This window comes from Sphingomonas sp. GW821-FHT10F09, assembly GCF_058809195.1.
Map to the genome: position 1 here is coordinate 58,440 of NZ_JBXASI010000009.1, position 20,202 is coordinate 78,641.

Genomic DNA, 20,202 nt, shown 5'->3' on the forward strand with positions numbered 1-20,202 from the left:
GAAGCCGCAACCCCATTCGACGGTCGAGGGTTGCGGCCAGTCCTTACGGTTAAAGGCTGACAGCCGCGATCACGGCAGCCCACAACATGCCGGACAATGCCAGCGCGATGATGAGTCCTCGCGGAGCCTCTATCGGTTTGCGGCTCGAGGCCCCGATCGAGCTACCGCTCGCCTGCAGACGTGCCAGATGCGGCATGCCCTTGATGCGATGGTGACGGATGCGAACCGTCGTTACGACGCGCTCTTTCATAACCTCTCCATATTATCCCGCTATTAACGGTCGGTTCGATATGTTGTTCCGTTTCAAGACAGTCAAGCGATTGATGACCATACTTCCGCTGGCAATCGGGTATCGGAAAATAAGGTTTTGGCGGGAAACTGCCTTCAGGGTCGGGCGCAGGAGCCAAAGATGAGCGGCCGAACATGGGTACGTGACAACGTTTTTTCGATCGGCAAACGCGTCCTCGGGCGGGCGGAGATCGCCCGCTATTTCGCTACGGAATCCGACCGCCGTCTCAACATCGGATGCGGCGGCAACCGCATTGCCGGCTGGCTCAACGTCGACCGGTTTCCTCCGCCCGGCGCCACCTTCGTCGATGCCGCCAGACCATTGCCGTTCGACGATGCGGCCTTCGGGGCGATCCTGTGCGAGCATATGATCGAACACATTCCCAAACCGGCCGCGATCGGCCTGCTTGGTGAGATGCACCGCATCCTGCAGCCGGGCGGAATGGTCCGGATCGTCACGCCCGATCTCGACTGGTTCTCGCGCCGCATCGTCGAACCGGTTCCCATCGATGCCGACGACGACGCCTATCTCACCTTCCTGACCCGCTGGCACCGGCAGGCTGAGCTGTCATGGTGCGATGCGATCAACCTCTGCTTCTCCGAGCACGGCCATTGCTACATCTGGAGCATCAGCGAGCTGCGCCGACGAATGGAGGCCGCGGGCTTCGTCGATATCGTCGTGACGCGTGCCGGCCATCCGGATGCCCCGGTCTTTGCCGGCGCAGACGGTCATGGCAGGTTGATGGGCGACCTGCCCAATGCCCTGGAAGCCTTTGGCCTGGAGGGGCGATTGCCGCTCTGACCCCGTCCCGCCGCGAGGGGGGCGGCGAGTTGATCGAGTCTAGCCGATATGCCCGGAAATCGCCGTGATGAAGGCAGTCACCGGCTCGCGGAATATCACCGCCACCGCAATGAAAGCGGCAGGCCAGCGCAAGGCCTCGATCAGGCGAATCGTGAACCGTTTCCAGTCCATCTGGCCTACATCGTCCAAAATCCGTCTCCCCCGGCTCGCAAAACTTGGCCTGTCATAGCGTTCGGCCGGCAAAAGACATTAATATCTTTCGGCTACACCGGCGGCATGGCCACGAAACCCAGCACCGCTTATCCATCCTGGCTGGCGCAGGAAGAGCGCAAGTCCGATCGCGTCGCCGTTGCATGGCAAGCGACGATCTCATCGGTCAAGTTCGACGCCGAAACCTGCGCGATCCTGGACATCACGCAACTCGGGTGCCGGATCGCGCTGGCCCATGGCGTCAGCGTTGGTACCTATGTGTCGATCGACCTGCCGCAGACCGTCAGCCTCGAAGGGTGGGTCGCCTGGAACAGGGGCGGCGAGATCGGCGTCGATTTCAGCCACCCGCTGCCCGCCGAACTCCTCGCCGGGATCATCCACCGCAACGGGGATGCCGCGGTTAACCGGTAGGGGAGTAAAAGGGTAAAGCCCGCGCTTACCCTTTTCCCGCCGCCCGTAGCGCGGGGCGTTTAGTCCTAACGCCGCAATGCCATTCGCCACAGCGGCGAGGAGTATTGCGTCATGCGGACAGCGCTTATGGTCCCGATCGCGCTTGCGATGATCCTCGCCGGCTGCGGCGATGACGAGGGTGGTGGTGCGCCCGGCCCCGCGCCGACGCCGACACCCTCGCCGACCGCCACCGCGACGCCGACCCCGCCGGTCGCCGCGGTCAACCAGCGCGTCGTGGCGAGCTTCGACAACCCCTGGGCGATGGTGTTCCTGCCCGACGGGCGCATGCTCGTCACCGAAAAGCCGGGCCGGTTACAGCTGGTGACGCAGGCGGGCGCCAAGACGCCGGTCGCGAACGTGCCGCGCGTCACCTATTCGGGGCAATTGGGATTCCAGGACGTCGTGCTCGATCCCGGCGTCGCCAGCAACAACCGCATCTGGATCAGCTATGCCGAACCGGCGACCGGCGGGCAGCAACTTGCCGTCGCCCGCGCGACATTGGTCACGACGGGAACGCCGCGGCTCGACGACGTGACGGTGATCTGGCGCGCGACGCCGGCGACGACCGGCGGGCAGCTCGGCGCACGGCTCGCCTTCGCACCGGACGGGCGGACGCTATTCATCAGCAGCGGCGAGCGCCAGCAGGGGACGCCCGCGCAGGATCTGTCGGGGACCCTGGGCAAGATCGTGCGCATCACCCTCGACGGGCCCGCCGCGGCGGGCAATCCCTTCGCGAGCACGGCCAATGCCCGGCCCGAGATATGGTCGCTCGGCCATCGCAATCCCTACGGCCTCGTCTTCGCCAGCGACGATCGCCTGTTCGAATCCGAGATGGGGCCGGCGGGCGGCGACGAGTTCAACCTGATCGAACCGGGCAGGAACTACGGCTGGCCGCGCGTGTCGGAGGGCGACAATTACGACGGCTCGCCGATCCCGCGCCACGCCAGCAACACCGCTTATGCCGCGCCATTGGTCAGCTGGACGCCGGTGATCGCGCCGGGCGGGATGATCCAGTATCGCGGGACGGCCTTTGCGGGCTGGACCGGCGACTTCCTGCTCGCCGGGCTGGCGCAACAGGGCATCGTCCGCGTCCGCGTCTCGGGCAACACCGCCAGCGAGATCGCGCGCATCGGCCTCGGCAACCGTATCCGCGAGGTCGAGGAGGGGCCGAACGGCTCGCTCTGGGTGCTGCGCGACGGCGATGGCGGCGCCTTGGTGGAACTGACCCCGCGCTGAGAGACACCCGTCACCCGTACAGCCGCTCGTCCCACCAGATCGGTTCGGGCAGGTCCCAGCGGATCCCCGCCGCGTCGGGATGGCGCGGGTTGATGAGGATGTTGCGGTCGAGCCGGGCCGGAATCGACGGGACCAGCAACAGCGCGCTGCGCGCCTCCGCATGCCAGGCCTCGCCGAACGCCTTGCAGATGCCTTCGTCCTTGCCGTCCCAGCCGGGATGCGCGGGCGGGCGGAAGATCTCGTAGCGGGTGCCGTTGGGGATGGTGATGCGGATATAATGCTGGTTGGGCGGCAGCACGCCGTTGGCGTGGACCAGCTTTTCCAGCATCGCGGTCGAATAATGTTCGGACGTGTAGATCACCGGGCTCGCCGGCGTGTTCCAGCGGCCGGGATAGAGGCGCGCGCCCTCGCTGTCGTAGATCGGATGCGCGCCGTCGGGATCGCCGATGCGGTAGCAGGTGAGGACGCGGTCCGTCGTCTGGCCGCTCATGCGCCCCCGCCATAGGCCGCCCGCCCCAGCAGGTTGATGACGAGGTCCGCGCCCGGCCCGGTCGCCAGCGCGACGTCGAGCGGCGCCTTGCCGTCGAGCATCGGATGCGGGCGGCCGAGGAATTCGCGCGCCTTTTCCGGCACCCGATAGATGTCGAGCGCGAAGCTGAACACCTTGGCGAGCCGCGCCAGCCGGTCGCCCTCCTCGCTGGTCAGCCGCTGCGAGGAGGATTTGCGCCGGCGCTCCAGCGTCGCCTTGGGGATCAGCCGGAACTTGAAGCGGGGATCGTCGGGGGCGACGCTGTCGGCGAGCCGGTCGAGCGCCGCCACCGGCAATCCGCCCTCGATCGAATAGGCCAGCGCCAGCCGCGACGCCGGCCGGCCGGCCGCGACGCCGAGCAGCGCCTCGATCGATGCCATCTGCGTCGCCATGTCACACCTCCGGTTCCAGTTGATGCCTATATGCGCCTCATATGGTGCAACGGCAAGCCGCTCATGCCTCGTCGCGCGAGAGCGGCTTGCCTTTGGCGGCGATCTGTACCGGCTTGCCGATCACCGCGCGGCCCTCCGGCCAGCGGCGGGCGACGCAGCGCCCCTTGGCGATGCGCGCGATGGTGACCGCATCGCCCTGATTGCCGCCGAGCACGTGATAGGCGGCGGCATCCTCGCCGACGTAGAAGCCGACATGGCCGCCGCCCGGCCGCTCGAACACCAGCACCGCGCCCGGCGCCAGCCGCTCGGGCCGCAGCGCCAGTCCCCAATTCGCCCAGGACAGCGCCCGCACCGCGATCGGCGCCGCGCCGATCCCGTCCTCCGCCAGGCAGGAGGCGACGAACACGCCGCACCACGGCACGCTGTCGGCATTGTAGATCATGCCGAGCACGCGGGTGCCGAGCCGCTTCGCCCAGCCGAGGATGGTCGCGCTGTTCGCCGCACCGGCCGCCTCGCGCGTGCCGAGCCGCGCGCGCGCCGCCTGCAGCCAGGCCGGTTCCTTCGCCACATCGTATCTCCCGTCTGCCGCCCGTTCTGGCCCTGTCTTTGTGTCGCAGCGCTTGTCGCCCGGCAATCATCCGATAGACGGGGGCGATGGATCTCGACGACCAGTTGCGCCGCTATTTCGGCACCGACGACCTTGCCGCGGTGCCGCCCCCGGCGCTGGCCGCGGGGATCGAGCATATGCGTGTCGACCTCGGGCTGGAGCGGGACCGGTCGCGCCGTTTCGCACTGTGGACGTTGCTGTACATGCTGGATGCCGCGCCGGACCTCGACGTCGCCTTCGCGGATCCCGCCGATCGCGACGCCGCGCGCAACTGGATGGACCTGTCCGCCCGACTGACGCCCGACGAACCCTGATCGGCATTCGGGCCCGGGGCGATGGGTGTCTGGTAGAAGAAGACATGGTTCGCGCAGAGGCGTGGAGGACGTAGAGGTGCCGTGCTCGCGGCTTCGCATCATACCATTGCGATGACAGGGCCGCGCCTCCGCGCGCATCCACTCCTCAGGTGCGATAGAGCGCGATGCCCAGCGCCAGCATGCCGGCCATGGCGACGAAGAGGAAGACGATCATGACCATGATCGTCCGGCGCACGAGAGGGCGGTTTTCCATGCCGGCGACCCTAGCCCGGTTCCGCACCGCGCATCACCCGGATTAACCATCGGCGCGAACACGCGATTTCGCTTGCCGTCGGCGCCATGAGCGTTCACGCCATCCTCTGGTCACTACGGAGACCGGCGCCCCGTCCTACGGACAGCACCCAAGGCGGGGCGCTACCTGTCACAATCCCCCCTCGAAGACGAAGGCGAAGCGCAACGGCGCTGCCCGCCCGACGCCGCGCGCCGGCGTCACCGAAACCAGGGTCAGCGTGCCGTCGGCGATGACGACAGGCACGCCGAGCACCAGATCGACCCGCTTCGACCACGCTCCGCCATAGACGGTCGAGCGCAGCACGACGCAGCCGGCCCGGACGCAGGTCGTCCCCACCGGGCAGCGGCTGTCCTCGATCACGCGATCAGGCCGCACCCGCGGGCCGCCGGCATAGGCCAGTTGGCCGAGCCGGACGGGGCCTTCGACCGCGGTCGCACTGCAACCGGCCAGCGTCGCCAATACAAGCGCCGCCAGCCGGTTTCCCGCCGTCACGCGCTACGTGCCGAGCGGATCGAACATGTCGTCGGGATCGACGTCATGCGTCGCCTGCGCATGCACGTCCGCCTCGGTTTCGGGTCCCAAGGGCGCGCTGTCCGGCTGTTCCGCGGGTTCGGGATGGTCGGGGTCGGCGATGGTCATTGCTCGTGCGGGTCCTTGACGAACCCCTCCAGATCCTCCGCCTCGAGGTCTTCCTGCGGCGTTCCCTCGTTGGCGGCATCGTCGTCGGCATCGTTCGGGGGCGTGGGATCGTCGGGCATGGTATGTCCTTTCAGTGGAAGGGCATCAACGGCCGACCCGCCGGATCGGCACCCGATCCCCGCACGCATGCGTTGCCCCCAAGGCCTCTTCAGGAAAAAGGAACGCAGCATGACCGACGATCCCGCCACCCGACCCGACACCGACACGCCCGCCACCCCCGCCGACGCCGTCGCCCGCCCCGAACAGCCACCGATGGACGACGACGCAGGAGAACTCGAGGTGGAGGACGAGGCGGCGAAACTGGGCGACTTCGCCTGACGCATCCCGTTCAGCATGGGTGAATCCGGCCGCTGTAGGATCGCGCCATGGCCAGGCGACCGAACAGCACGCGTGCACGCCGCCCCGTCGATCCGGATCGCCGGACACGGGCGGGGCGCGAGACGCTGTGGCAGCGGATCAGGCGCTGGTGGCGGGTGATCCGGACCGGCTTCTGACGTCCGCGGTCAGTGCAGCGACGGCACGGTCGCATCGTTGTCGGCGATCAGGCGACCGATCAACAGGCGCAGCGCGTCATGAGACACCGGCTTTTCGACGATCGTCGCATCGTCCGGGCAGCCAGTGAGATGTTCGGGATAGCCGGTGACGTAGAGCACCGGGATGCCGGGGCCGCCGGCGGTGATACGGGCGACCGCGGCAACGCCCGAACCGTGCCGCAGCTTGACGTCGGCGACGATGACGCTGGGCACATGCCGGATCGCCGCAGCCTCCGCAGCGGCCTGCGTGTCGACCACCTCGACGCTGTGCGCCCCTGCCAGCACCGCCGCGTCCGACACGAACTGGCCGAACAGGTAGGAATCCTCGATAATCAGGACATGGGGAGCGGCGTCCGGCTGGGTCGCCGCTGTCGGGGTCAGGGCAGGGGGCATGGCGACTCCGTCATTGTACATGACAAAATGTCTTTGCAGGTCAAAGCGTTCCGCCAGCGCAGGCACGCGTCAGGGGTCGCCCGCGCCCTCCGGCTCGGGCGGCGCGGGATCGCACAGGGCGATCGTATCGGCCTCCTCCGACACCGCGAACCCCACATCCTCGAGCGCGAGCTTGAGGTGGATGCGGGTCAGGTGATCGGGCTCCTTGAACGAAAAGACGCATACTGGTTCGAAAAGCATCCGCCGCCAACGGCAGGCGCGATTCCCCGTTCCATTCGTTAACCATCATAATGGTTTAACCTGCGGCGAGCCGTTGCGTGCGGAGGACGCCGTCAGCGCGCCTCCCTGTCGATCAGCGTTGCGGCCTCCTGCGTCGCGGCCGCGGTCGTGGTTTCGCCGGACACGAGATCGTCCGCCAGCAGCATCAGTTCGTGCGCGGTCGCCGATCCGGTGTCGGCGACCTCGCCCAGCGTCACGCCGCGCCGGCGATCGATCGCCGCATCCCATTGCCGGCGGACCGCGGCCCAATATTCTCCGGTCTTCGCCCAATAGGCCTCCGCCGCGGCAACCGGGAAATCGCTCGCGGGGACGTAGGTGTTGACGACATACTCGTGGACGAAGGTGACCGGGCGGCCGTCTTTCGCACCGATCTTCGCATTGTCCTGTTCGTGCACCCAGCCGTTCGGCGTCAGCACATGGCGGTTGGTGCCGACATAATGATCGTAGGGCACGCCGCGGGTCGCATCGCGGCGGGCGAGCGGACGGCGGGTCTCGTCGCTGGTCCAGCGCGTCGCGCCATCGTCGTAGCGCCAGCGGCCGATCCCGCCGTAACGCGGGGAATCATCGGTCTGCCATACCGTCTGCGCCCAGGCGCCACGCCGCTCCACCTCCGGCACCGCGTGTTGCGTCCAGCGCCCGGGCCCCGTGTAGACAAGCATACGTGTCGGCTCGTAGACCCAGTCCTGCCGCCAGTGCTTGATGACCATCGTCTTGCCGTTGCCGTCCGCGACGACGAGCAGATGCTGGAGCACGACGCGATCGGGCGTGTCGACCAGCACGCGCACCACCTCGTGACCGCCGCTCAGCTTGGCCGGAAACGGCGTGTAGCCGGCGACGAGCGGCGTCGTCTCGCGCATGTCGAACGTCACCTTGAACGTGCCCGCCATGGCGAGGATCGCGGCATGGTCGCGGGTACGATCGCCATATTGGGCGGTGGCCTGAACGGCAGTCTGGGCGTGCGCCGACGCGGCGAGCGCAACCGGCGACACGGCGAGCGCGAAGGCCAGGAGATAGCGGGTCATGGTCATGTCCTTTAGAAGCTGAGGCTGAGCGAGGCGCCGGCGTTGCGCCCGGGCTGCGAAAAGGCGTCGCGGATGGTCGAGCTGGCGGTCAGCCCGCGCACGTCGCTCCACCAGAAATACTTGCGGTCGGTGATGTTGAAGATGCCGGCGCGTACCGTCGCACCCTCCATCACCCGCAGGCTCGCGGTCGCGTCGAACACCCAGAAGCCGTCCGGCGTGAAGCAGGCGGTGGTCGCGGTGTTGCAGCTGTTGTTGGTGTCCGACCGTCGCTTGCCCGCCGAATGCGTCGCCGCGACCTCGGCGCGGAACGGCCCGCCGTCGGGCTGGTAGAACAGGCCGGCGACCAGCTTGACCGGCTCGATACTGTCGAGCGGCTGCGTGCCGGCAACGCCCGCGGTGCGCATCGTCCCCTTGGCATAGGAGGCCGCGGCGCGGATGCCGATGCCCGGCGCCGACCGCAGCTCCCCGCGCGCCTCCAGCCCCTCGATCGTCACCCGGCCGCGGTTGATATATTGATAGACCGCCGGGTTCGCCGCGGTGAAGGCACCGGACACCTGGACCTGATCGATGAAGTCGCGGAAGCGGCTGCTGAACGCGGTGCCGCTCAGCGACCAATACGCACCGTTCAGGCGCACGCCGCCCTCGATGCTGCGGCTCGTCTCGGGCTTCAGGTCGGGGTTGGGGATCGAGCGGTAATTGGCGACCAGATTGGCGAAGCCGTTGTTGATCTGGTTCGGCTCGGGCGGCTTGAAGCCCTGCCCGTAATTGGCGAACAGGCGCACGCCCTCCACCAGCTTCGCCACCGCGCCGATCCGCGGCGTCCACTTCGATCCGCTCTGCTTCCTCGGGCTGAAGGTGGTGAACAAGGGATCGGCCTGCGGATCGAGCCGGTAATGGTCGTAGCGGATCGCCGGGAACAGCGTCAGCAGCCCGTCGCCAATCGCGATCTCGTCCTGCGCGAACACGCCGATCAGCGCATAGTCCGTCGTCGGAAAGGCGCGGGTCGGATAGGTCTCGCCCGCCGGCGGCACCGTGCCGTCTCGCACACCCGTCTGGCGGGTGTGCGAGTAATCGGCGCCATAGGCGAACAGGTGGGTGAGGGGGCCGGTCGCGGTGCGGCTCTCCAGCTGCAGCGTGCCGCCATAGACGCGGTTGTCGAAGCGGTTGATGCGGATGCGGTCAGCCGCGGTGTTGCGATCCTCCCAGCCGGTCTGCACCGTGCCGCTGTCCTGATAATAGGCCGCGGCGCGGATGCCGCTGACGAAACCGGACCCGGTGTAGCGATAGTCGATCGTGCCACGGTCGCGCGCCACCGTGTCGTGCGCGCGCAGCCCCAGCACCGATGTCGCGGCGAGCGGCGGTTTGGCGATCGCGCTCAGCACGTTCGTATCGACCGCCGAGGCGAAGCGTTCGTAGGTCGCGCGCACCCGGCTGTGATCGTCGGGCGTCCACACCAGCCGCGCGAGCAGTGCGTTCGATGCCACGTCCTGCGGATTGGGCGCGGTGCGATCGGTGGTGGCGCTGGCGTTGGCGCCGCGGTTCTCCAGTTCATGACCGTCGCGGCGGGTATAGGCGACCATTGCCTGCACGTCGCCCTGCCGCCCGGCGACGACGAAGCCCTTGGTCCAGGCATCGTCCGATCCGTCGTAACCGACGCGCACGCCGCCTCCGACGTCCGCCCCGTCGCGCAGGAAATCCTGCGGGTCCTTGGTGATGAAGCTCACCGCGCCCGCCACCCCGTCGCTGCCGTACAGCGCCGATGCCGGCCCGCGCAGGATCTCGACCGAGCGGACGAGGTCGAGGTCGACGTAATCGCCGCGCCCGACCGATTGCGCGCCGAAGCTGAACCCGTCCGGCACGCGCACGCCGTCGACGGTGATGAGCACGCGGTTGCCCTCCAGCCCGCGGATGTTGAAGCCGCTGTCGCGGTCGCGCCCGGTCGCCGCGCCCGCCGCGGTGAAGCGCGCCGGCGCGCGCCGCACCGCGACGCCCGGTTCGTAGCGGACCAGATCCTTGATGTCGGTGACGAGGCGGTCGTCGATCGCCTTCGCATCGATCACCGACACCGTCTGCGGCACGTCCTCGACCCGCTTCTCGCCGCGCGTCGCGGTGACGGTGATGTCGGTGACGCTATCGGTGCCATCGGTGTCCGCGGCGGGCTGGACGCTGACCTGCGTCCGCGCGCCGTCCGCCTCGCCCCGCGGCCCTTCGGCCAGCGGCGCCGCAGCAAGCGGCGAGGCCGCGACAAGAAACCCCGCAACGGCCGTGCCGCGCAGGAGGTGAGCGATCATCATATGCCTTCCCCTTTGATGCGACATCAGTTATTGAGAATCACTAGCGTTATCAAGAGGGGTTTTGCGATGCGTGTTTCGACGATGGTTCTGGCGGCAACCGCGCTGCTCGCCGCTCCTGCTGCGGCGCATATGCCCTATCTGCTGCCGGCGCTGTTCGACGCGGGCAGCCGCGACCGGGTGACGCTGGAGGCGGCGTTCACCGAGGATGCCTTCCGTCCGGAGGTCGCGATGCGCGATGCGCCGTTCGAGGTCACCGCGCCCGACGGCACGACCACGCGTCTCGCTGCGCCGCTGCTCGCCGGCGACCGCACGCTCGCCGAGGCGGCGCTGCCAGCGGACGGGATCTACCGCCTGTCGTCGGGCCAGCGCGCCGGCCGGATGGGTAAAATGTACCGCATCGGCGCCGGCTGGGCGATGGCAGGCGAGGGCGCCGCGCCGCCCGCGGGTGCGGCGCTGGTCGACGTGCGCAGCATGACGCTCGCCGACGCCTATGTCCTGCGCGGCCGCCCCGGCACGCAACGCGGCGCGCTCGCCCCGCGCGGCAAGGCGCTGGAGATCCACCCGCTCGCCGACCCCACCGCGATCGCGCCCGGCACCGCGCTCCGCATCGCCGTCCTCTACGACGGCAAGCCGCTCGCCGGCGTCCCCGTCGCGCTGTTCCGCGAAGCCGGCCTCTACGACGGCCGCAAACAGCCGGCATCCGCCACCACCGACGCGGCCGGCACCGTCGCGATCACCGCCCCCGACGCCGGCCGCTACCTCCTCCTCGTCCGCCACCGCCCCGCCACGCCCGGCCCGGACGGCGTGCACGCGAGCTACACCACGACGCTGGCGTTCGAGGCGGGTTGAGGGGCCCGACCGGACGCCGACCGTTCCAGCTATACGCGCGCACTATGCAATGAGCCGGAATCGCTCTCGCATTGCTACGCGCGACGCGCCTAATCGCATGCCCCTCACAGGTACGAGCGGGGCGTTTCATGAATATCCTATCTGTCGCGGTCGGGGTGGTGTTGGCTTTGCTGCCGTCCGCCGTGCAGGCGCAATCGGCCGCGGGCGATGTCGCGCCACCGGCCGCGATCACCGTCAGCGGATCGGCGGCCATCGTCTCCGACTATCGCTTCCGCGGCGTGTCGCAGTCGGACCGGCAGATGGCGGTGCAGGGCGGGATCACGCTCGCGCATACCAGCGGCGTCTATGGCGGCATGTGGGCGTCGAACCTCGCCGGCTGGGGGACGTTCGGGGGCGCCAACATGGAGCTCGACCTGATCGGCGGCTACAAGGCGAGGGTCGCCGGTAACGCGACGCTTGACGTCGGGCTGACCTGGTACATGTACCCGGGCGGCGCGGCGAAGACCGACTTCGCCGAGCCGTACGTCAAGCTCACCGGCACCACCGGCCCCGCCACGCTAACCGCCGGCGTCGCCTATGCGCCCCGGCAGCAGGCGATCGGCCGGTGGTATGCCACCGGCGCCGATGCCGCGGCCGGCACCTACACCGATCCGGGGGACAGGGACGATAACCTCTATCTGTGGGGCGACGGCGCGGTCGCGCTGGCGGGGACGCCGTTCACCGCCAGGGCGCATATCGGCCACAGCCGCGGGCAGGACGGCCTCGGCCCCAATGCCACCGCGGTATCGCCGACGGGGGACTATTGGGACTGGTCGCTCGGGGCCGACGCGACGTGGCGCAACCTGACCCTGTCGCTCGCCTACGTCGACACTGACATCTCCGCGCGCGAATCCGCCTATCTGCGCCCCAGCTTCAGCAAGGGCCAGGACGGCAGCGGCAGCATCGCCGGCAGTACCGCGCTCGTCGCGTTGACCGTGGCCTTCTGAAGGAGCCTGGAAATGCAGGACCTGCTCTGGATTCTCGTCATGTTCGGGCTGGTGGCGGCGACTCTCGCCTACGCCCGGCTGTGCGACGACGCATAGGAACCCCGCCATGACCCTCGACCTCTGGCTCGCGGCGCTGACCGCGCTCGGCCTGCTCGCCTATCTGGTGGCGGTCCTGATCCGCCCCGAACGCTTCTGAAGGGAGCGCAACCCATGACATTCCAGGGCTGGTGCCTGATCCTCGGCTTCGTCGCCATCCTGCTCGCGCTGACCAGACCGGTCGGCCTGTGGCTGTTCGCGCTCTACGAAGGCCGCCGCACCCCGCTGCATGCCGTGCTCGGCCCGGTCGAGCGCGGTTTCTACCGCCTTGCCGGGATCGATCCGCACGCCGAGCAGGGCTGGCGCCGCTATGCCGTCCATTTGCTGGCGTTCAACGTCGTGCTGATGGCCTTCACCTATGCGGTGCTGCGGTTGCAGGGCGTGCTGCCGGGCAATCCGCAGGGGCTCGCCGGGCTCAGTCCGCATCTCGCGTTCAACACCGCGATCAGCTTCGCCACCAACACCAACTGGCAGAGCTATGGCGGGGAATCGACCATGTCGAACCTCAGCCAGATGCTCGGCCTGACGATCCACAATTTCCTGTCCGCCGCGACCGGGATCGCGCTCGCCTTCGCGCTGTTCCGCGGCTTCGCCCGGCGTGAAGCGAAGGCGATCGGCAATTGCTGGGCCGACGTCACCCGCGTCACGCTCTACCTGCTGCTGCCGGTCAGCATCGTCTATGCGCTCTTCCTGATCGCCAGCGGCGTGCCGCAGACCTTTGCCGGCGTCGTCGACGTGTCGACACTGGAGGGGGCGAAACAGTCGCTGCTGCTAGGGCCCGTCGCCAGCCAGGAGGCGATCAAGATGCTCGGCACCAACGGGGGCGGCTTCTTCAACGCCAACAGCGCGCACCCGTTCGAGAATCCGACCGCGCTCACCAATTTCGTCCAGATGCTGTCGATCTTCCTGATCGGCTTCGGCCTGACCTGGACGTTCGGCAAGGCGGTCGGCAACACCCGCCAGGGCTGGGCGATCCTGTCGGCGATGCTGATCCTGTTCCTCGCCGGCGTCACCGTCACCTATGCCCAGGAAGCCGCAGGCAACCCGGTGCTCCACCAACTGGGCGTCGCGGGCGGCAACATGGAGGGCAAGGAGGTGCGCTTCGGCATCGCCGCCTCGTCGCTGTTCGCGGTCGTCACCACCGCCGCCTCCTGCGGCGCGGTCAATGCGATGCACGACAGCTTCACCGCGCTGGGCGGCATGATCCCGCTGTTCAACATGCAATTGGGCGAGGTCGTCGTCGGCGGGGTCGGCGCCGGGATCTACGGCTTCCTGCTGTTCGCCATCCTCGCCGTGTTCGTCGCCGGGCTGATGGTCGGTCGCACGCCGGAATATGTCGGCAAGAAGATCGAGGCGCGCGAGGTCAAGCTGGCGGTGCTCGCCATCGCCGTGCTGCCGCTGATGATCCTCGGCCTCACCGCTGTGTCGTCGGTGCTGGGGCAGGGGCTCGCCGGACCGCTCAACACAGGCCCGCACGGCTTCAGCGAGATCCTCTACGCCTTTACCAGCGCGGTCGGGAACAACGGCTCCGCCTTCGCCGGGCTGACCGCGAACACGCCCTATTACAACGGCCTGCTCGGGGTCGCGATGTGGGTCGGGCGGTTCTTCGTCATCGTGCCGATGCTGGCGATCGCCGGCAGCCTCGCCGCCAAGAAGCACACGCCGGTCAGCGCCGGCTCGTTCCCGACCACCGGCGGCCTGTGGATCGGCTTGCTCGTCGGCATCGTGCTGGTGCTCGGCGGCCTCACCTTCCTGCCGAGCCTTGCGCTCGGTCCCATCGCCGATCATCTCAGCATGATCCGCGGCACCTTGTCCTGAGGGAGCGCCACCGATGGCCCGCTCGACCGCCACATCGCTGTTCACCGCCGACCTGATCGTTCCCGCGATCCGCGACGCGTTCCGCAAGCTCGATCCCCGCCAGCTGGTGCGCAATCCGGTGATGTTCGTCACCGCCTGCGTCGCGCTGCTGCTCACCCTGCTGCTCGGCCTCGGCGCCGACGGGCTGACGCTGGGGTTCAAGCTCCAGCTCGTCGTCTGGCTGTGGCTGACCGTGTTGTTCGGCACCTTCGCCGAAGCGCTGGCCGAGGGACGCGGCAAGGCGCAGGCGGCGAGCCTGCGCGATACCAAGGCCGAATTGCGCGCCAAGCTGCTGACCGGGGTCGGCGACACCTGGGAGCTGGTTCCCGGCAGCCGGCTGGGGATCGGCGACGTCGTGCTGGTCGAGACCGGCGACCTGATCCCGTCCGACGGCGAGGTGATCGCCGGCGTCGCCTCGGTCAACGAGGCTGCGATCACCGGCGAAAGCGCGCCGGTGATCCGCGAGGCGGGCGGCGACCGCTCCGCCGTCACCGCCGGCACGCGCGTCATCTCCGACAGCATCCGGGTGCGCGTGACGGTCAACCCGGGTCAGGGTTTCCTCGACCGGATGATCGCGCTGGTCGAGGGCGCCGAACGGCAGAAGACGCCGAACGAGATCGCGCTCACCATCCTGCTCGTCGGGCTGACGATCATCTTCCTGATCGCGGTCGCGACCATCCCCGGCTTCGCATCGTACGCCGGCGGATCGATCCCGGTCGCGATCCTCGCCGCGCTGCTCATCACGCTGATCCCGACGACGATCGCGGCGCTGCTGTCGGCGATCGGGATCGCCGGCATGGACCGCCTCGTCCGCTTCAACGTGCTCGCCAAGTCGGGCCGCGCGGTCGAGGCGGCGGGCGACATCGACGTGCTGCTGCTCGACAAGACCGGCACGATCACGATCGGCGACCGCCAGGCGAGCGAATTCCGCACCGTCGGGGGCACGGGCGAGGCGGAGATGGCGGAGGCGGCGCTGCTCGCCAGCCTCGCCGACGAAACGCCCGAGGGTCGCTCGATCGTCGTGCTGGCACGCGAGCGCGGCATCGCCACGACGGCGCTGCCCACGCACGCGGAGGTCATCCCCTTCACCGCGCAGACCCGCATCTCGGGCGTCCGCATCGGCGACACGCTGGTGCAGAAGGGCGCGGTCGATTCGATCCTGCGCGCGCATCCCGGCCTCGGCGAGACCGCCGCGGCGACCGAACTGCGTCGCATCACCGACGCGATCGCCCGCGCCGGCGGCACGCCGCTGGCGGTGGCGAAGGATGGCAGGCTGCTGGGCGCGATCTTCCTCAAGGACGTGGTCAAGGCGGGCATCCGCGAACGCTTCGGCGCGCTGCGCGTGATGGGGATCCGCACGGTGATGATCACCGGCGACAATCCGCTGACCGCCGCGGCGATCGCGGCAGAGGCGGGGGTCGACGACTTCCTTGCGCAGGCGACGCCCGAGGACAAGCTGGCGCTGATCCGCCAGGAACAGCAGGCGGGCAAGCTGGTCGCGATGTGCGGCGACGGCACCAACGACGCGCCCGCGCTGGCGCAGGCCGATGTCGGCGTGGCGATGAACACCGGCACGCAGGCGGCGCGCGAGGCGGGCAACATGGTCGACCTCGATAGCGATCCGACCAAGCTGATCGAGGTGGTCGGGCTCGGCAAGCAGCTGCTGATGACGCGCGGGGCGCTCACCACCTTCTCGGTCGCCAACGACGTCGCCAAATATTTCGCGATCATCCCGGCGATGTTCGTCGCGCTCTATCCCGGCCTCGGCGTGCTCAACGTCATGGCGCTGGGCTCGCCGCAATCGGCGATCCTGTCGGCGATCATCTTCAACGCGCTCGTCATTCCGGCGCTGGTGCCGCTGGCGCTGAAGGGCGTCGCCTATCGCCCGATGGCGGCGGGGCCACTGCTCGCGCGCAACCTCGCGGTGTACGGATTGGGCGGCCTGCTCGCACCGTTCGCGGGGATCAAGCTGATCGACCTCGCCGTCGGCGGGCTGGGGCTGGCGTGATATCGACATTCCAACATGTCGACACTTCGGCTCTACCGATTTGTTTCGCTGTCCAGCTGGTCCGGCCCGCGCTGGACACCCGAACAAGGACCCTCTCATGACCTCCGACCTCACCACCGCCGTCCGTCCCGCGCTCGTCCTCACGATCCTGTTCGCAGCCTTGCTGGGGATCGGCTATCCGGTGGCGATGACCGGCATCGGACAGGCCCTCTTCCCGGCACAGGCGAACGGCAGCCTCGTCACCGCCAATGGCCGGGTGATCGGCTCGACCGTCGTCGGCCAGGCGTTCGTGTCGGACCGTTATTTCCGGACGCGTCCGTCCGCCGCGGGCAAGGGCTATGACGGGCTCGCCTCGTCGGGATCGAACCTCGGCCCCGCATCCCATGCATTGGTCGACCGCGTCGCCCCCGACGTCGCCCGTCAGCATGCCGGGGGCATCCGCGGGCCGCTGCCCGCCGACCTCGTCACCGCCAGCGGGTCTGGCCTCGACCCCGATCTGTCGCCCGCCGCGGCCTATGCGCAGGCGCCGCGCATCGCCCGCATTCGCGACCTGCCGCTCGCCCGCGTCCGCGCGCTCGTCGCCGATGGTATCGCGGACAGCGCGTTCGGCGACCGCCACGTCAACGTGCTCGCGCTCAACCGCGCGCTGGACGCCGCCACCCGCCGATGAACACGGCCGAGCGCCCCGATCCCGACGCCCTGCTGCGCCATGCCGCGCAGGAGGGCAGGGGGCGCCTCAAGATCTTCCTCGGCGCCGCCCCCGGCGTCGGCAAGACGTTCGAGATGCTGTCCGAAGGTGCCGCGCGCCGGCGTGAGGGCCTCGACGTCGTCATCGGCGTGGTCGAGACGCATGGCCGGCCCGAGACCGAGGCGCTGACCCACGGCTTCGAGATCGTGCCGCGCCGCGCCGTCGCCTATGAAGGCCACATGATCCGCGAGATGGACCTCGACACCATCCTCGCCCGCGCGCCGGCGCTCGTGCTGGTCGACGAGCTCGCCCACACCAACGCCCCCGGCTGCCGCCACGCCAAGCGCTACCAGGATGTCGAGGAGCTGCTCGCCGCAGGGCTGGATGTCTGGTCGACGGTCAACATCCAGCATGTCGAGAGCCTCAACGACGTCGTCGCCGGCTTCACCCGCGTCCGCGTCCGCGAGACACTGCCCGACCGCATCCTCGAAGCGGCCGAGGTCGAGGTCGTCGACATCCCGCCCGACGAGCTGATCGAGCGGCTGCAGGCGGGCAAGGTCTATCTGCCGCAGGAGGCGACGCGCGCACTGTCGCACTTCTTTTCGAGGACCAACCTGTCGGCGCTGCGCGAGCTGGCGCTGCGCCGCGCCGCGCAGGCGGTCGACACGCAGATGCTCGAGCATGTCCGCGCGCTCGGCATGGGCGGAACCTGGGCGGGCGGCGAGCGCGTCGTCGTCGCGGTCAGCGAACTGCCCGGCGCCGACGGGCTGGTTCGCGCCGCCAAGCGGATCGCCGACGCGCTGCACGCCCCCTGGACCGCGGTGTTCATCGAGACGCCGCGCACGCAGGGGTTCGGCGAGGAGCAGCACCGCCGCCTCGCCGCGGTGATGAAGCTCGCCGCGCAGCTCGGCAGCGCGGTCGCCACCGTCCCCGCCGCCAGCGTCTTCGAGGGCCTCAAGACCTATGCCGCGGAGGCACGCGCGACCCAGCTGATCGTCGGCAAGTCGCAGCGGTCGCGCTGGTTCGAATTGCGCCACGGTTCGATCGTCGACCGGCTGGTGCGCGAGACGCCCGATATCGCCGTCCACGTCCTGCCGATGCCCGCCGCGCCCACGCGCCAGCCGACCTATCGGCCATTGTCGGGGCAATGGGGCCGATGGACCGGTTATGCCTGGACCGGCGCGATGGTGCTGGCGATCACCGCGCTCGGCAGTGCGCTGTTCCACATCCTCGACCTCGGCAATATCGCGCTGCTCTACCTGTTGCCGGTGATGGCCGCGGCCAGCCTGTTCGGCCTGCGCACCGGGCTGTTCGCCGGCCTCGCCTCCAGCATCGCCTATAATTTCTTCTTCCTGCCGCCGACCGCCACGCTGACGATCAGCAATCCCGAAAACGTCCTGTCGGTGCTGGTGCTGCTCGGCGTCGCGGTGGCGACAAGCCATCTCACCGCGCGGGTGCGCGCGCAGGCCGACCTCGCCGGTGCCAGTGCGCGCGCCAATGCGGCGCTCGCCGGTTTCCTGCGCCAGCTGACCCGGCTCGGCGACGATCAAGCGGTCGCGCAGGCGATCTGCGTCGAGATCGGCCGGCTGTTCGACCTGCGCACCCTGTTGCTGGTGCCGGAGGCGACCGGCCTCGTCGTGCAGGCGGCGAACGGTGCCGATCACCGGCTGGAGACGATGGAGACGGCCGCGGCGCAATGGGCGTATGACACCGGCCAGCCCGCCGGGCGCGGCTCGGCGACGCTTGCCGCCTCGGGCTGGTTCTTCCAGCCGCTGGTCGCGGGCAACCGCACGCTGGGCGTGCTCGGGTTGGCACGCGAATCCGGCCGCGACCCGCTGCGCTCCGATCAATTGCCCCTGTTCGCCAGCCTCGTCGAACAGGCGACGCTGGTGCTCGAACGGTTGCGGCTGGAGCATGAGATGCGCGATCTCGACGCGGTGCGTACCCGCGACCGGCTGCGCGCCGCGCTGCTCTCCTCGGTCAGTCACGACCTGCGCACGCCGCTGACCGCGGTGATCGCGGCCGCGGCGCAGCTCCACCACGGCGCGACGCCGCAGCTGATCGCGACGATCGAGAGCGAGGCGGCGCGGCTGCACCGGTTCGTCGCCAATCTGCTCGACATGGCGCGGGTCGAGGCAGGCGCGCTGACGCTCGCGGTCGAGGCGACCGACCTCAGCGATGCGGTGACCGGCGCCGCGCATGATGCGCGGGCCGCGCTGGAGGGGCACGCGGTCCGCCTCGACGTGCCCCCCGACCTGCCGCTGGTGCGCGCCGACCCGCAATTGCTCCATCATTGCCTGCTCAACCTGCTCGACAATGCCGGCCGCTACGCCGACCCCGGCACGCCGATCGTCGTCGAGGGCCGTCACCGCTTCGGCGAATTGCGCCTGTTGGTCCGCGACCGGGGCCCCGGCATCCCGCCCGGCCGCGAGGCGGAGGTGTTCGAGACGTTCCGCCGGCTGGAGGGATCGGACCGTGCCGCGGGCGGCACCGGCCTCGGCCTCGCCATCGTCAAGGCCTTCGCCGAGGCGATGGGGATGGCGGTCGAGGCCGCCAACCGCGATGACGGGGACGGCGCGGCCGGGAGCGGGAGCGGCGAGAAGGGCGCGGTCTTCACGCTCGTCTTCCCTGCCGCGCTGATCGTCCGCCACCCCCCGGAACCCGCCATCTGATGCCTGCCAGGATCCTCATCGTCGACGACGAACCCGCAATCCGCCGCCTGTTGCGCAACACGCTGGAGCGCGCCGGCTATGGCGTCGTCGACGCGATCGACGCGTGCGAGGCGATGCTGCGCGCGATCGCCGACGAACCCGATGCGATCCTGCTCGACCTCGGCCTGCCCGATGCCGACGGGCTCGGCCTGATCCCTCAGCTGCGCAGCAAGCTCACCGCGCCGATCCTCGTCGTCTCCGCCCGCGACGCCACCGACGAAAAGGTCGCCGCGCTCGACCTCGGCGCGGAGGATTACGTGACCAAGCCGTTCGACACGCAGGAGCTGCTCGCCCGCCTGCGCGCCGCCCTGCGCCATCGCGGCGTGTCGGAGGCGACGCAGCACATCGTCCAGCGCGGCGACCTCGTCATCGATCTCGACCGGCGCCTCGTCCGGCGCGCCGGCGACGAGATCCACCTGACCCGCAAGGAATATGACGTGCTCGCGGTTCTCGCCCGCCACATCGGCCGCGTCGTCACCCACGACCGGATCATCGCCACCGCCTGGGCCGGCGACGACGACCCGCGCATCGAATATCTCCGCATCGTCGTGCGCAACCTGCGCCAGAAACTGGAAGCGCCGGCAGCCGTGGGCAGCGTGATCGCCAACGAACTGGGGGTGGGATACCGACTGAAACCGGACGGCTGAGGCGCCCGGTACGTCACCGC

At 69.3% G+C, this 20,202-nt stretch carries 26 protein-coding genes; 14 read left to right on the forward strand and 12 right to left on the reverse strand.

Annotation, left to right across the window (positions count from 1 at the left end; genetic code table 11):
- Positions 1–49 precede the first annotated feature (49 nt).
- Positions 50–250, reverse strand: a complete 201-nt coding sequence (locus AC1RTO_RS18645) for a hypothetical protein (RefSeq protein WP_493162335.1) — start codon at positions 248–250, stop codon at positions 50–52.
- Positions 251–409: 159 nt separating this feature from the next.
- Here AC1RTO_RS18645 and AC1RTO_RS18650 point away from each other — a divergent pair, with 159 nt between their 5' ends.
- Positions 410–1,090, forward strand: a complete 681-nt coding sequence (locus tag AC1RTO_RS18650; protein WP_493162336.1) for a class I SAM-dependent methyltransferase — start codon at positions 410–412, stop codon at positions 1,088–1,090.
- Positions 1,091–1,129: 39 nt separating this feature from the next.
- Here the strand turns inward: AC1RTO_RS18650 and AC1RTO_RS18655 are convergent, their stop codons facing one another.
- A complete protein-coding gene (locus tag AC1RTO_RS18655) occupies positions 1,130–1,261 on the reverse strand; it encodes a hypothetical protein (protein ID WP_493162337.1) in 132 nt (43 codons plus the stop codon).
- 105 nt (positions 1,262–1,366) lie between these two features.
- On the opposite strand from AC1RTO_RS18655, the gene AC1RTO_RS18660 reads away from it, so the two are divergent.
- Entirely contained in the window at positions 1,367–1,711 is a 345-nt protein-coding gene (locus AC1RTO_RS18660) for a PilZ domain-containing protein (RefSeq protein WP_493162338.1), read from the forward strand.
- Positions 1,712–1,822: 111 nt separating this feature from the next.
- Positions 1,823–2,986 (forward strand): PQQ-dependent sugar dehydrogenase, encoded by a 1,164-nt coding sequence (locus AC1RTO_RS18665; RefSeq protein ID WP_493162339.1) that lies wholly within the window; start codon positions 1,823–1,825, stop codon positions 2,984–2,986.
- A gap of 10 nt (positions 2,987–2,996) precedes the next feature.
- Here the strand turns inward: AC1RTO_RS18665 and AC1RTO_RS18670 are convergent, their stop codons facing one another.
- The 3 genes from AC1RTO_RS18670 to AC1RTO_RS18680 all read right to left on the reverse strand — a co-directional run bounded on the left by AC1RTO_RS18670 (position 2,997) and on the right by AC1RTO_RS18680 (position 4,475).
- The gene (locus AC1RTO_RS18670) at positions 2,997–3,476 is read right to left on the reverse strand and encodes an RES family NAD+ phosphorylase (RefSeq protein WP_493162340.1); all 480 of its coding nucleotides are present in this window, start codon (positions 3,474–3,476) and stop codon (positions 2,997–2,999) included.
- Entirely contained in the window at positions 3,473–3,907 is a 435-nt protein-coding gene (locus AC1RTO_RS18675; protein WP_493162341.1) for an Xre family toxin-antitoxin system antitoxin, read from the reverse strand. The genes AC1RTO_RS18670 and AC1RTO_RS18675 overlap by 4 nt, the downstream gene beginning before the upstream one ends.
- A gap of 61 nt (positions 3,908–3,968) precedes the next feature.
- Positions 3,969–4,475, reverse strand: coding sequence for a TIGR02594 family protein (locus AC1RTO_RS18680; protein WP_493162342.1), 507 nt, complete (start codon positions 4,473–4,475; stop codon positions 3,969–3,971).
- Positions 4,476–4,561: 86 nt separating this feature from the next.
- On the opposite strand from AC1RTO_RS18680, the gene AC1RTO_RS18685 reads away from it, so the two are divergent.
- A complete protein-coding gene (locus tag AC1RTO_RS18685) occupies positions 4,562–4,828 on the forward strand; it encodes a hypothetical protein (RefSeq protein WP_493162343.1) in 267 nt (88 codons plus the stop codon).
- Between the two features lie 421 nt (positions 4,829–5,249).
- Here AC1RTO_RS18685 and AC1RTO_RS18690 read toward each other — a convergent pair whose 3' ends face one another.
- The 3 genes from AC1RTO_RS18690 to AC1RTO_RS18700 are packed head-to-tail and all read right to left on the reverse strand — an operon-like array spanning position 5,250 to position 5,878.
- Positions 5,250–5,612, reverse strand: coding sequence for a hypothetical protein (locus AC1RTO_RS18690; RefSeq protein WP_493162344.1), 363 nt, complete (start codon positions 5,610–5,612; stop codon positions 5,250–5,252).
- Between the two features lie 3 nt (positions 5,613–5,615).
- Positions 5,616–5,759, reverse strand: a complete 144-nt coding sequence (locus AC1RTO_RS18695; RefSeq protein ID WP_493162345.1) for a hypothetical protein — start codon at positions 5,757–5,759, stop codon at positions 5,616–5,618.
- A complete protein-coding gene (locus AC1RTO_RS18700; RefSeq protein WP_493162346.1) occupies positions 5,756–5,878 on the reverse strand; it encodes a hypothetical protein in 123 nt (40 codons plus the stop codon). Before AC1RTO_RS18700 ends, AC1RTO_RS18695 begins: the two co-directional genes overlap by 4 nt.
- 109 nt (positions 5,879–5,987) lie before the next feature.
- Between AC1RTO_RS18700 and AC1RTO_RS18705 the strand changes: the two genes are divergently transcribed.
- Together AC1RTO_RS18705 and AC1RTO_RS18710 are read left to right on the forward strand one after the other, a co-directional pair.
- Positions 5,988–6,137: a hypothetical protein gene (locus AC1RTO_RS18705; RefSeq protein ID WP_493162347.1), complete on the forward strand. Its 150-nt coding sequence runs from the start codon at positions 5,988–5,990 to the stop codon at positions 6,135–6,137.
- A 47-nt stretch (positions 6,138–6,184) separates the two neighbouring features.
- Positions 6,185–6,313 carry a hypothetical protein gene (locus AC1RTO_RS18710; RefSeq protein ID WP_493162348.1) on the forward strand — a complete coding sequence of 43 codons (129 nt, stop codon included), beginning with the start codon at positions 6,185–6,187 and terminating at the stop codon, positions 6,311–6,313.
- A gap of 9 nt (positions 6,314–6,322) precedes the next feature.
- On the opposite strand, the gene AC1RTO_RS18715 is transcribed toward AC1RTO_RS18710, so the two are convergent.
- The 4 genes from AC1RTO_RS18715 to AC1RTO_RS18730 all read right to left on the reverse strand — a co-directional run bounded on the left by AC1RTO_RS18715 (position 6,323) and on the right by AC1RTO_RS18730 (position 10,337).
- A complete protein-coding gene (locus tag AC1RTO_RS18715; protein ID WP_493162349.1) occupies positions 6,323–6,745 on the reverse strand; it encodes a response regulator in 423 nt (140 codons plus the stop codon).
- Between the two features lie 69 nt (positions 6,746–6,814).
- A complete protein-coding gene (locus AC1RTO_RS18720; protein ID WP_493162350.1) occupies positions 6,815–6,985 on the reverse strand; it encodes a hypothetical protein in 171 nt (56 codons plus the stop codon).
- A gap of 92 nt (positions 6,986–7,077) precedes the next feature.
- The gene (locus AC1RTO_RS18725) at positions 7,078–8,046 is read right to left on the reverse strand and encodes a DUF6607 family protein (RefSeq protein WP_493162351.1); all 969 of its coding nucleotides are present in this window, start codon (positions 8,044–8,046) and stop codon (positions 7,078–7,080) included.
- An 11-nt stretch (positions 8,047–8,057) separates the two neighbouring features.
- Positions 8,058–10,337, reverse strand: a complete 2,280-nt coding sequence (locus tag AC1RTO_RS18730; protein WP_493162352.1) for a TonB-dependent hemoglobin/transferrin/lactoferrin family receptor — start codon at positions 10,335–10,337, stop codon at positions 8,058–8,060.
- Between the two features lie 84 nt (positions 10,338–10,421).
- Between AC1RTO_RS18730 and AC1RTO_RS18735 the strand changes: the two genes are divergently transcribed.
- From AC1RTO_RS18735 to AC1RTO_RS18770, 8 genes are all read left to right on the forward strand, one after another.
- Positions 10,422–11,189: a DUF4198 domain-containing protein gene (locus tag AC1RTO_RS18735; RefSeq protein ID WP_493162353.1), complete on the forward strand. Its 768-nt coding sequence runs from the start codon at positions 10,422–10,424 to the stop codon at positions 11,187–11,189.
- 128 nt (positions 11,190–11,317) lie between these two features.
- On the forward strand, positions 11,318–12,175 hold the full coding sequence (locus AC1RTO_RS18740) for a TorF family putative porin (protein WP_493162354.1): 858 nt from the start codon (positions 11,318–11,320) through the stop codon (positions 12,173–12,175).
- Between the two features lie 106 nt (positions 12,176–12,281).
- On the forward strand, positions 12,282–12,371 hold the full coding sequence (gene kdpF, locus AC1RTO_RS18745) for a K(+)-transporting ATPase subunit F (RefSeq protein ID WP_041864902.1): 90 nt from the start codon (positions 12,282–12,284) through the stop codon (positions 12,369–12,371).
- A 14-nt stretch (positions 12,372–12,385) separates the two neighbouring features.
- On the forward strand, positions 12,386–14,089 hold the full coding sequence (kdpA, locus tag AC1RTO_RS18750; protein ID WP_493162355.1) for a potassium-transporting ATPase subunit KdpA: 1,704 nt from the start codon (positions 12,386–12,388) through the stop codon (positions 14,087–14,089).
- A 13-nt stretch (positions 14,090–14,102) separates the two neighbouring features.
- Entirely contained in the window at positions 14,103–16,136 is a 2,034-nt protein-coding gene (gene kdpB / locus AC1RTO_RS18755) for a potassium-transporting ATPase subunit KdpB (protein WP_493162356.1), read from the forward strand.
- 97 nt (positions 16,137–16,233) lie between these two features.
- Positions 16,234–16,806, forward strand: coding sequence for a potassium-transporting ATPase subunit KdpC (kdpC, locus tag AC1RTO_RS18760; protein ID WP_493162357.1), 573 nt, complete (start codon positions 16,234–16,236; stop codon positions 16,804–16,806).
- Complete coding sequence (locus AC1RTO_RS18765) at positions 16,803–19,496, forward strand: DUF4118 domain-containing protein (protein WP_493162358.1); 2,694 nt, start codon at positions 16,803–16,805, stop codon at positions 19,494–19,496. Before kdpC ends, AC1RTO_RS18765 begins: the two co-directional genes overlap by 4 nt.
- Positions 19,496–20,182 (forward strand): response regulator transcription factor, encoded by a 687-nt coding sequence (locus tag AC1RTO_RS18770; RefSeq protein ID WP_493162359.1) that lies wholly within the window; start codon positions 19,496–19,498, stop codon positions 20,180–20,182. Before AC1RTO_RS18765 ends, AC1RTO_RS18770 begins: the two co-directional genes overlap by 1 nt.
- Positions 20,183–20,202 lie beyond the last annotated feature (20 nt).

Bases quoted from the DNA above. Each gene is read 5' to 3' on its own strand.
- AC1RTO_RS18645 (WP_493162335.1), bottom strand. From the start codon at position 250: ATGAAAGAGCGCGTCGTAACGACGGTTCGCATCCGTCACCATCGCATC.
- AC1RTO_RS18650 (WP_493162336.1), top strand. From the start codon at position 410: ATGAGCGGCCGAACATGGGTACGTGACAACGTTTTTTCGATCGGCAAA.
- AC1RTO_RS18655 (WP_493162337.1), bottom strand. From the start codon at position 1,261: ATGGACTGGAAACGGTTCACGATTCGCCTGATCGAGGCCTTGCGCTGG.
- AC1RTO_RS18660 (WP_493162338.1), top strand. From the start codon at position 1,367: ATGGCCACGAAACCCAGCACCGCTTATCCATCCTGGCTGGCGCAGGAA.
- AC1RTO_RS18665 (WP_493162339.1), top strand. From the start codon at position 1,823: ATGCGGACAGCGCTTATGGTCCCGATCGCGCTTGCGATGATCCTCGCC.
- AC1RTO_RS18670 (WP_493162340.1), bottom strand. From the start codon at position 3,476: ATGAGCGGCCAGACGACGGACCGCGTCCTCACCTGCTACCGCATCGGC.
- AC1RTO_RS18675 (WP_493162341.1), bottom strand. From the start codon at position 3,907: ATGGCGACGCAGATGGCATCGATCGAGGCGCTGCTCGGCGTCGCGGCC.
- AC1RTO_RS18685 (WP_493162343.1), top strand. From the start codon at position 4,562: ATGGATCTCGACGACCAGTTGCGCCGCTATTTCGGCACCGACGACCTT.
- AC1RTO_RS18695 (WP_493162345.1), bottom strand. From the start codon at position 5,759: ATGACCATCGCCGACCCCGACCATCCCGAACCCGCGGAACAGCCGGAC.
- AC1RTO_RS18700 (WP_493162346.1), bottom strand. From the start codon at position 5,878: ATGCCCGACGATCCCACGCCCCCGAACGATGCCGACGACGATGCCGCC.
- AC1RTO_RS18705 (WP_493162347.1), top strand. From the start codon at position 5,988: ATGACCGACGATCCCGCCACCCGACCCGACACCGACACGCCCGCCACC.
- AC1RTO_RS18710 (WP_493162348.1), top strand. From the start codon at position 6,185: ATGGCCAGGCGACCGAACAGCACGCGTGCACGCCGCCCCGTCGATCCG.
- AC1RTO_RS18715 (WP_493162349.1), bottom strand. From the start codon at position 6,745: ATGCCCCCTGCCCTGACCCCGACAGCGGCGACCCAGCCGGACGCCGCT.
- AC1RTO_RS18720 (WP_493162350.1), bottom strand. From the start codon at position 6,985: ATGCTTTTCGAACCAGTATGCGTCTTTTCGTTCAAGGAGCCCGATCAC.
- AC1RTO_RS18725 (WP_493162351.1), bottom strand. From the start codon at position 8,046: ATGACCCGCTATCTCCTGGCCTTCGCGCTCGCCGTGTCGCCGGTTGCG.
- AC1RTO_RS18730 (WP_493162352.1), bottom strand. From the start codon at position 10,337: ATGATCGCTCACCTCCTGCGCGGCACGGCCGTTGCGGGGTTTCTTGTC.
- AC1RTO_RS18735 (WP_493162353.1), top strand. From the start codon at position 10,422: ATGGTTCTGGCGGCAACCGCGCTGCTCGCCGCTCCTGCTGCGGCGCAT.
- AC1RTO_RS18740 (WP_493162354.1), top strand. From the start codon at position 11,318: ATGAATATCCTATCTGTCGCGGTCGGGGTGGTGTTGGCTTTGCTGCCG.
- kdpF (WP_041864902.1), top strand. From the start codon at position 12,282: ATGACCCTCGACCTCTGGCTCGCGGCGCTGACCGCGCTCGGCCTGCTC.
- kdpA (WP_493162355.1), top strand. From the start codon at position 12,386: ATGACATTCCAGGGCTGGTGCCTGATCCTCGGCTTCGTCGCCATCCTG.
- kdpB (WP_493162356.1), top strand. From the start codon at position 14,103: ATGGCCCGCTCGACCGCCACATCGCTGTTCACCGCCGACCTGATCGTT.
- kdpC (WP_493162357.1), top strand. From the start codon at position 16,234: ATGACCTCCGACCTCACCACCGCCGTCCGTCCCGCGCTCGTCCTCACG.
- AC1RTO_RS18765 (WP_493162358.1), top strand. From the start codon at position 16,803: ATGAACACGGCCGAGCGCCCCGATCCCGACGCCCTGCTGCGCCATGCC.
- AC1RTO_RS18770 (WP_493162359.1), top strand. From the start codon at position 19,496: ATGCCTGCCAGGATCCTCATCGTCGACGACGAACCCGCAATCCGCCGC.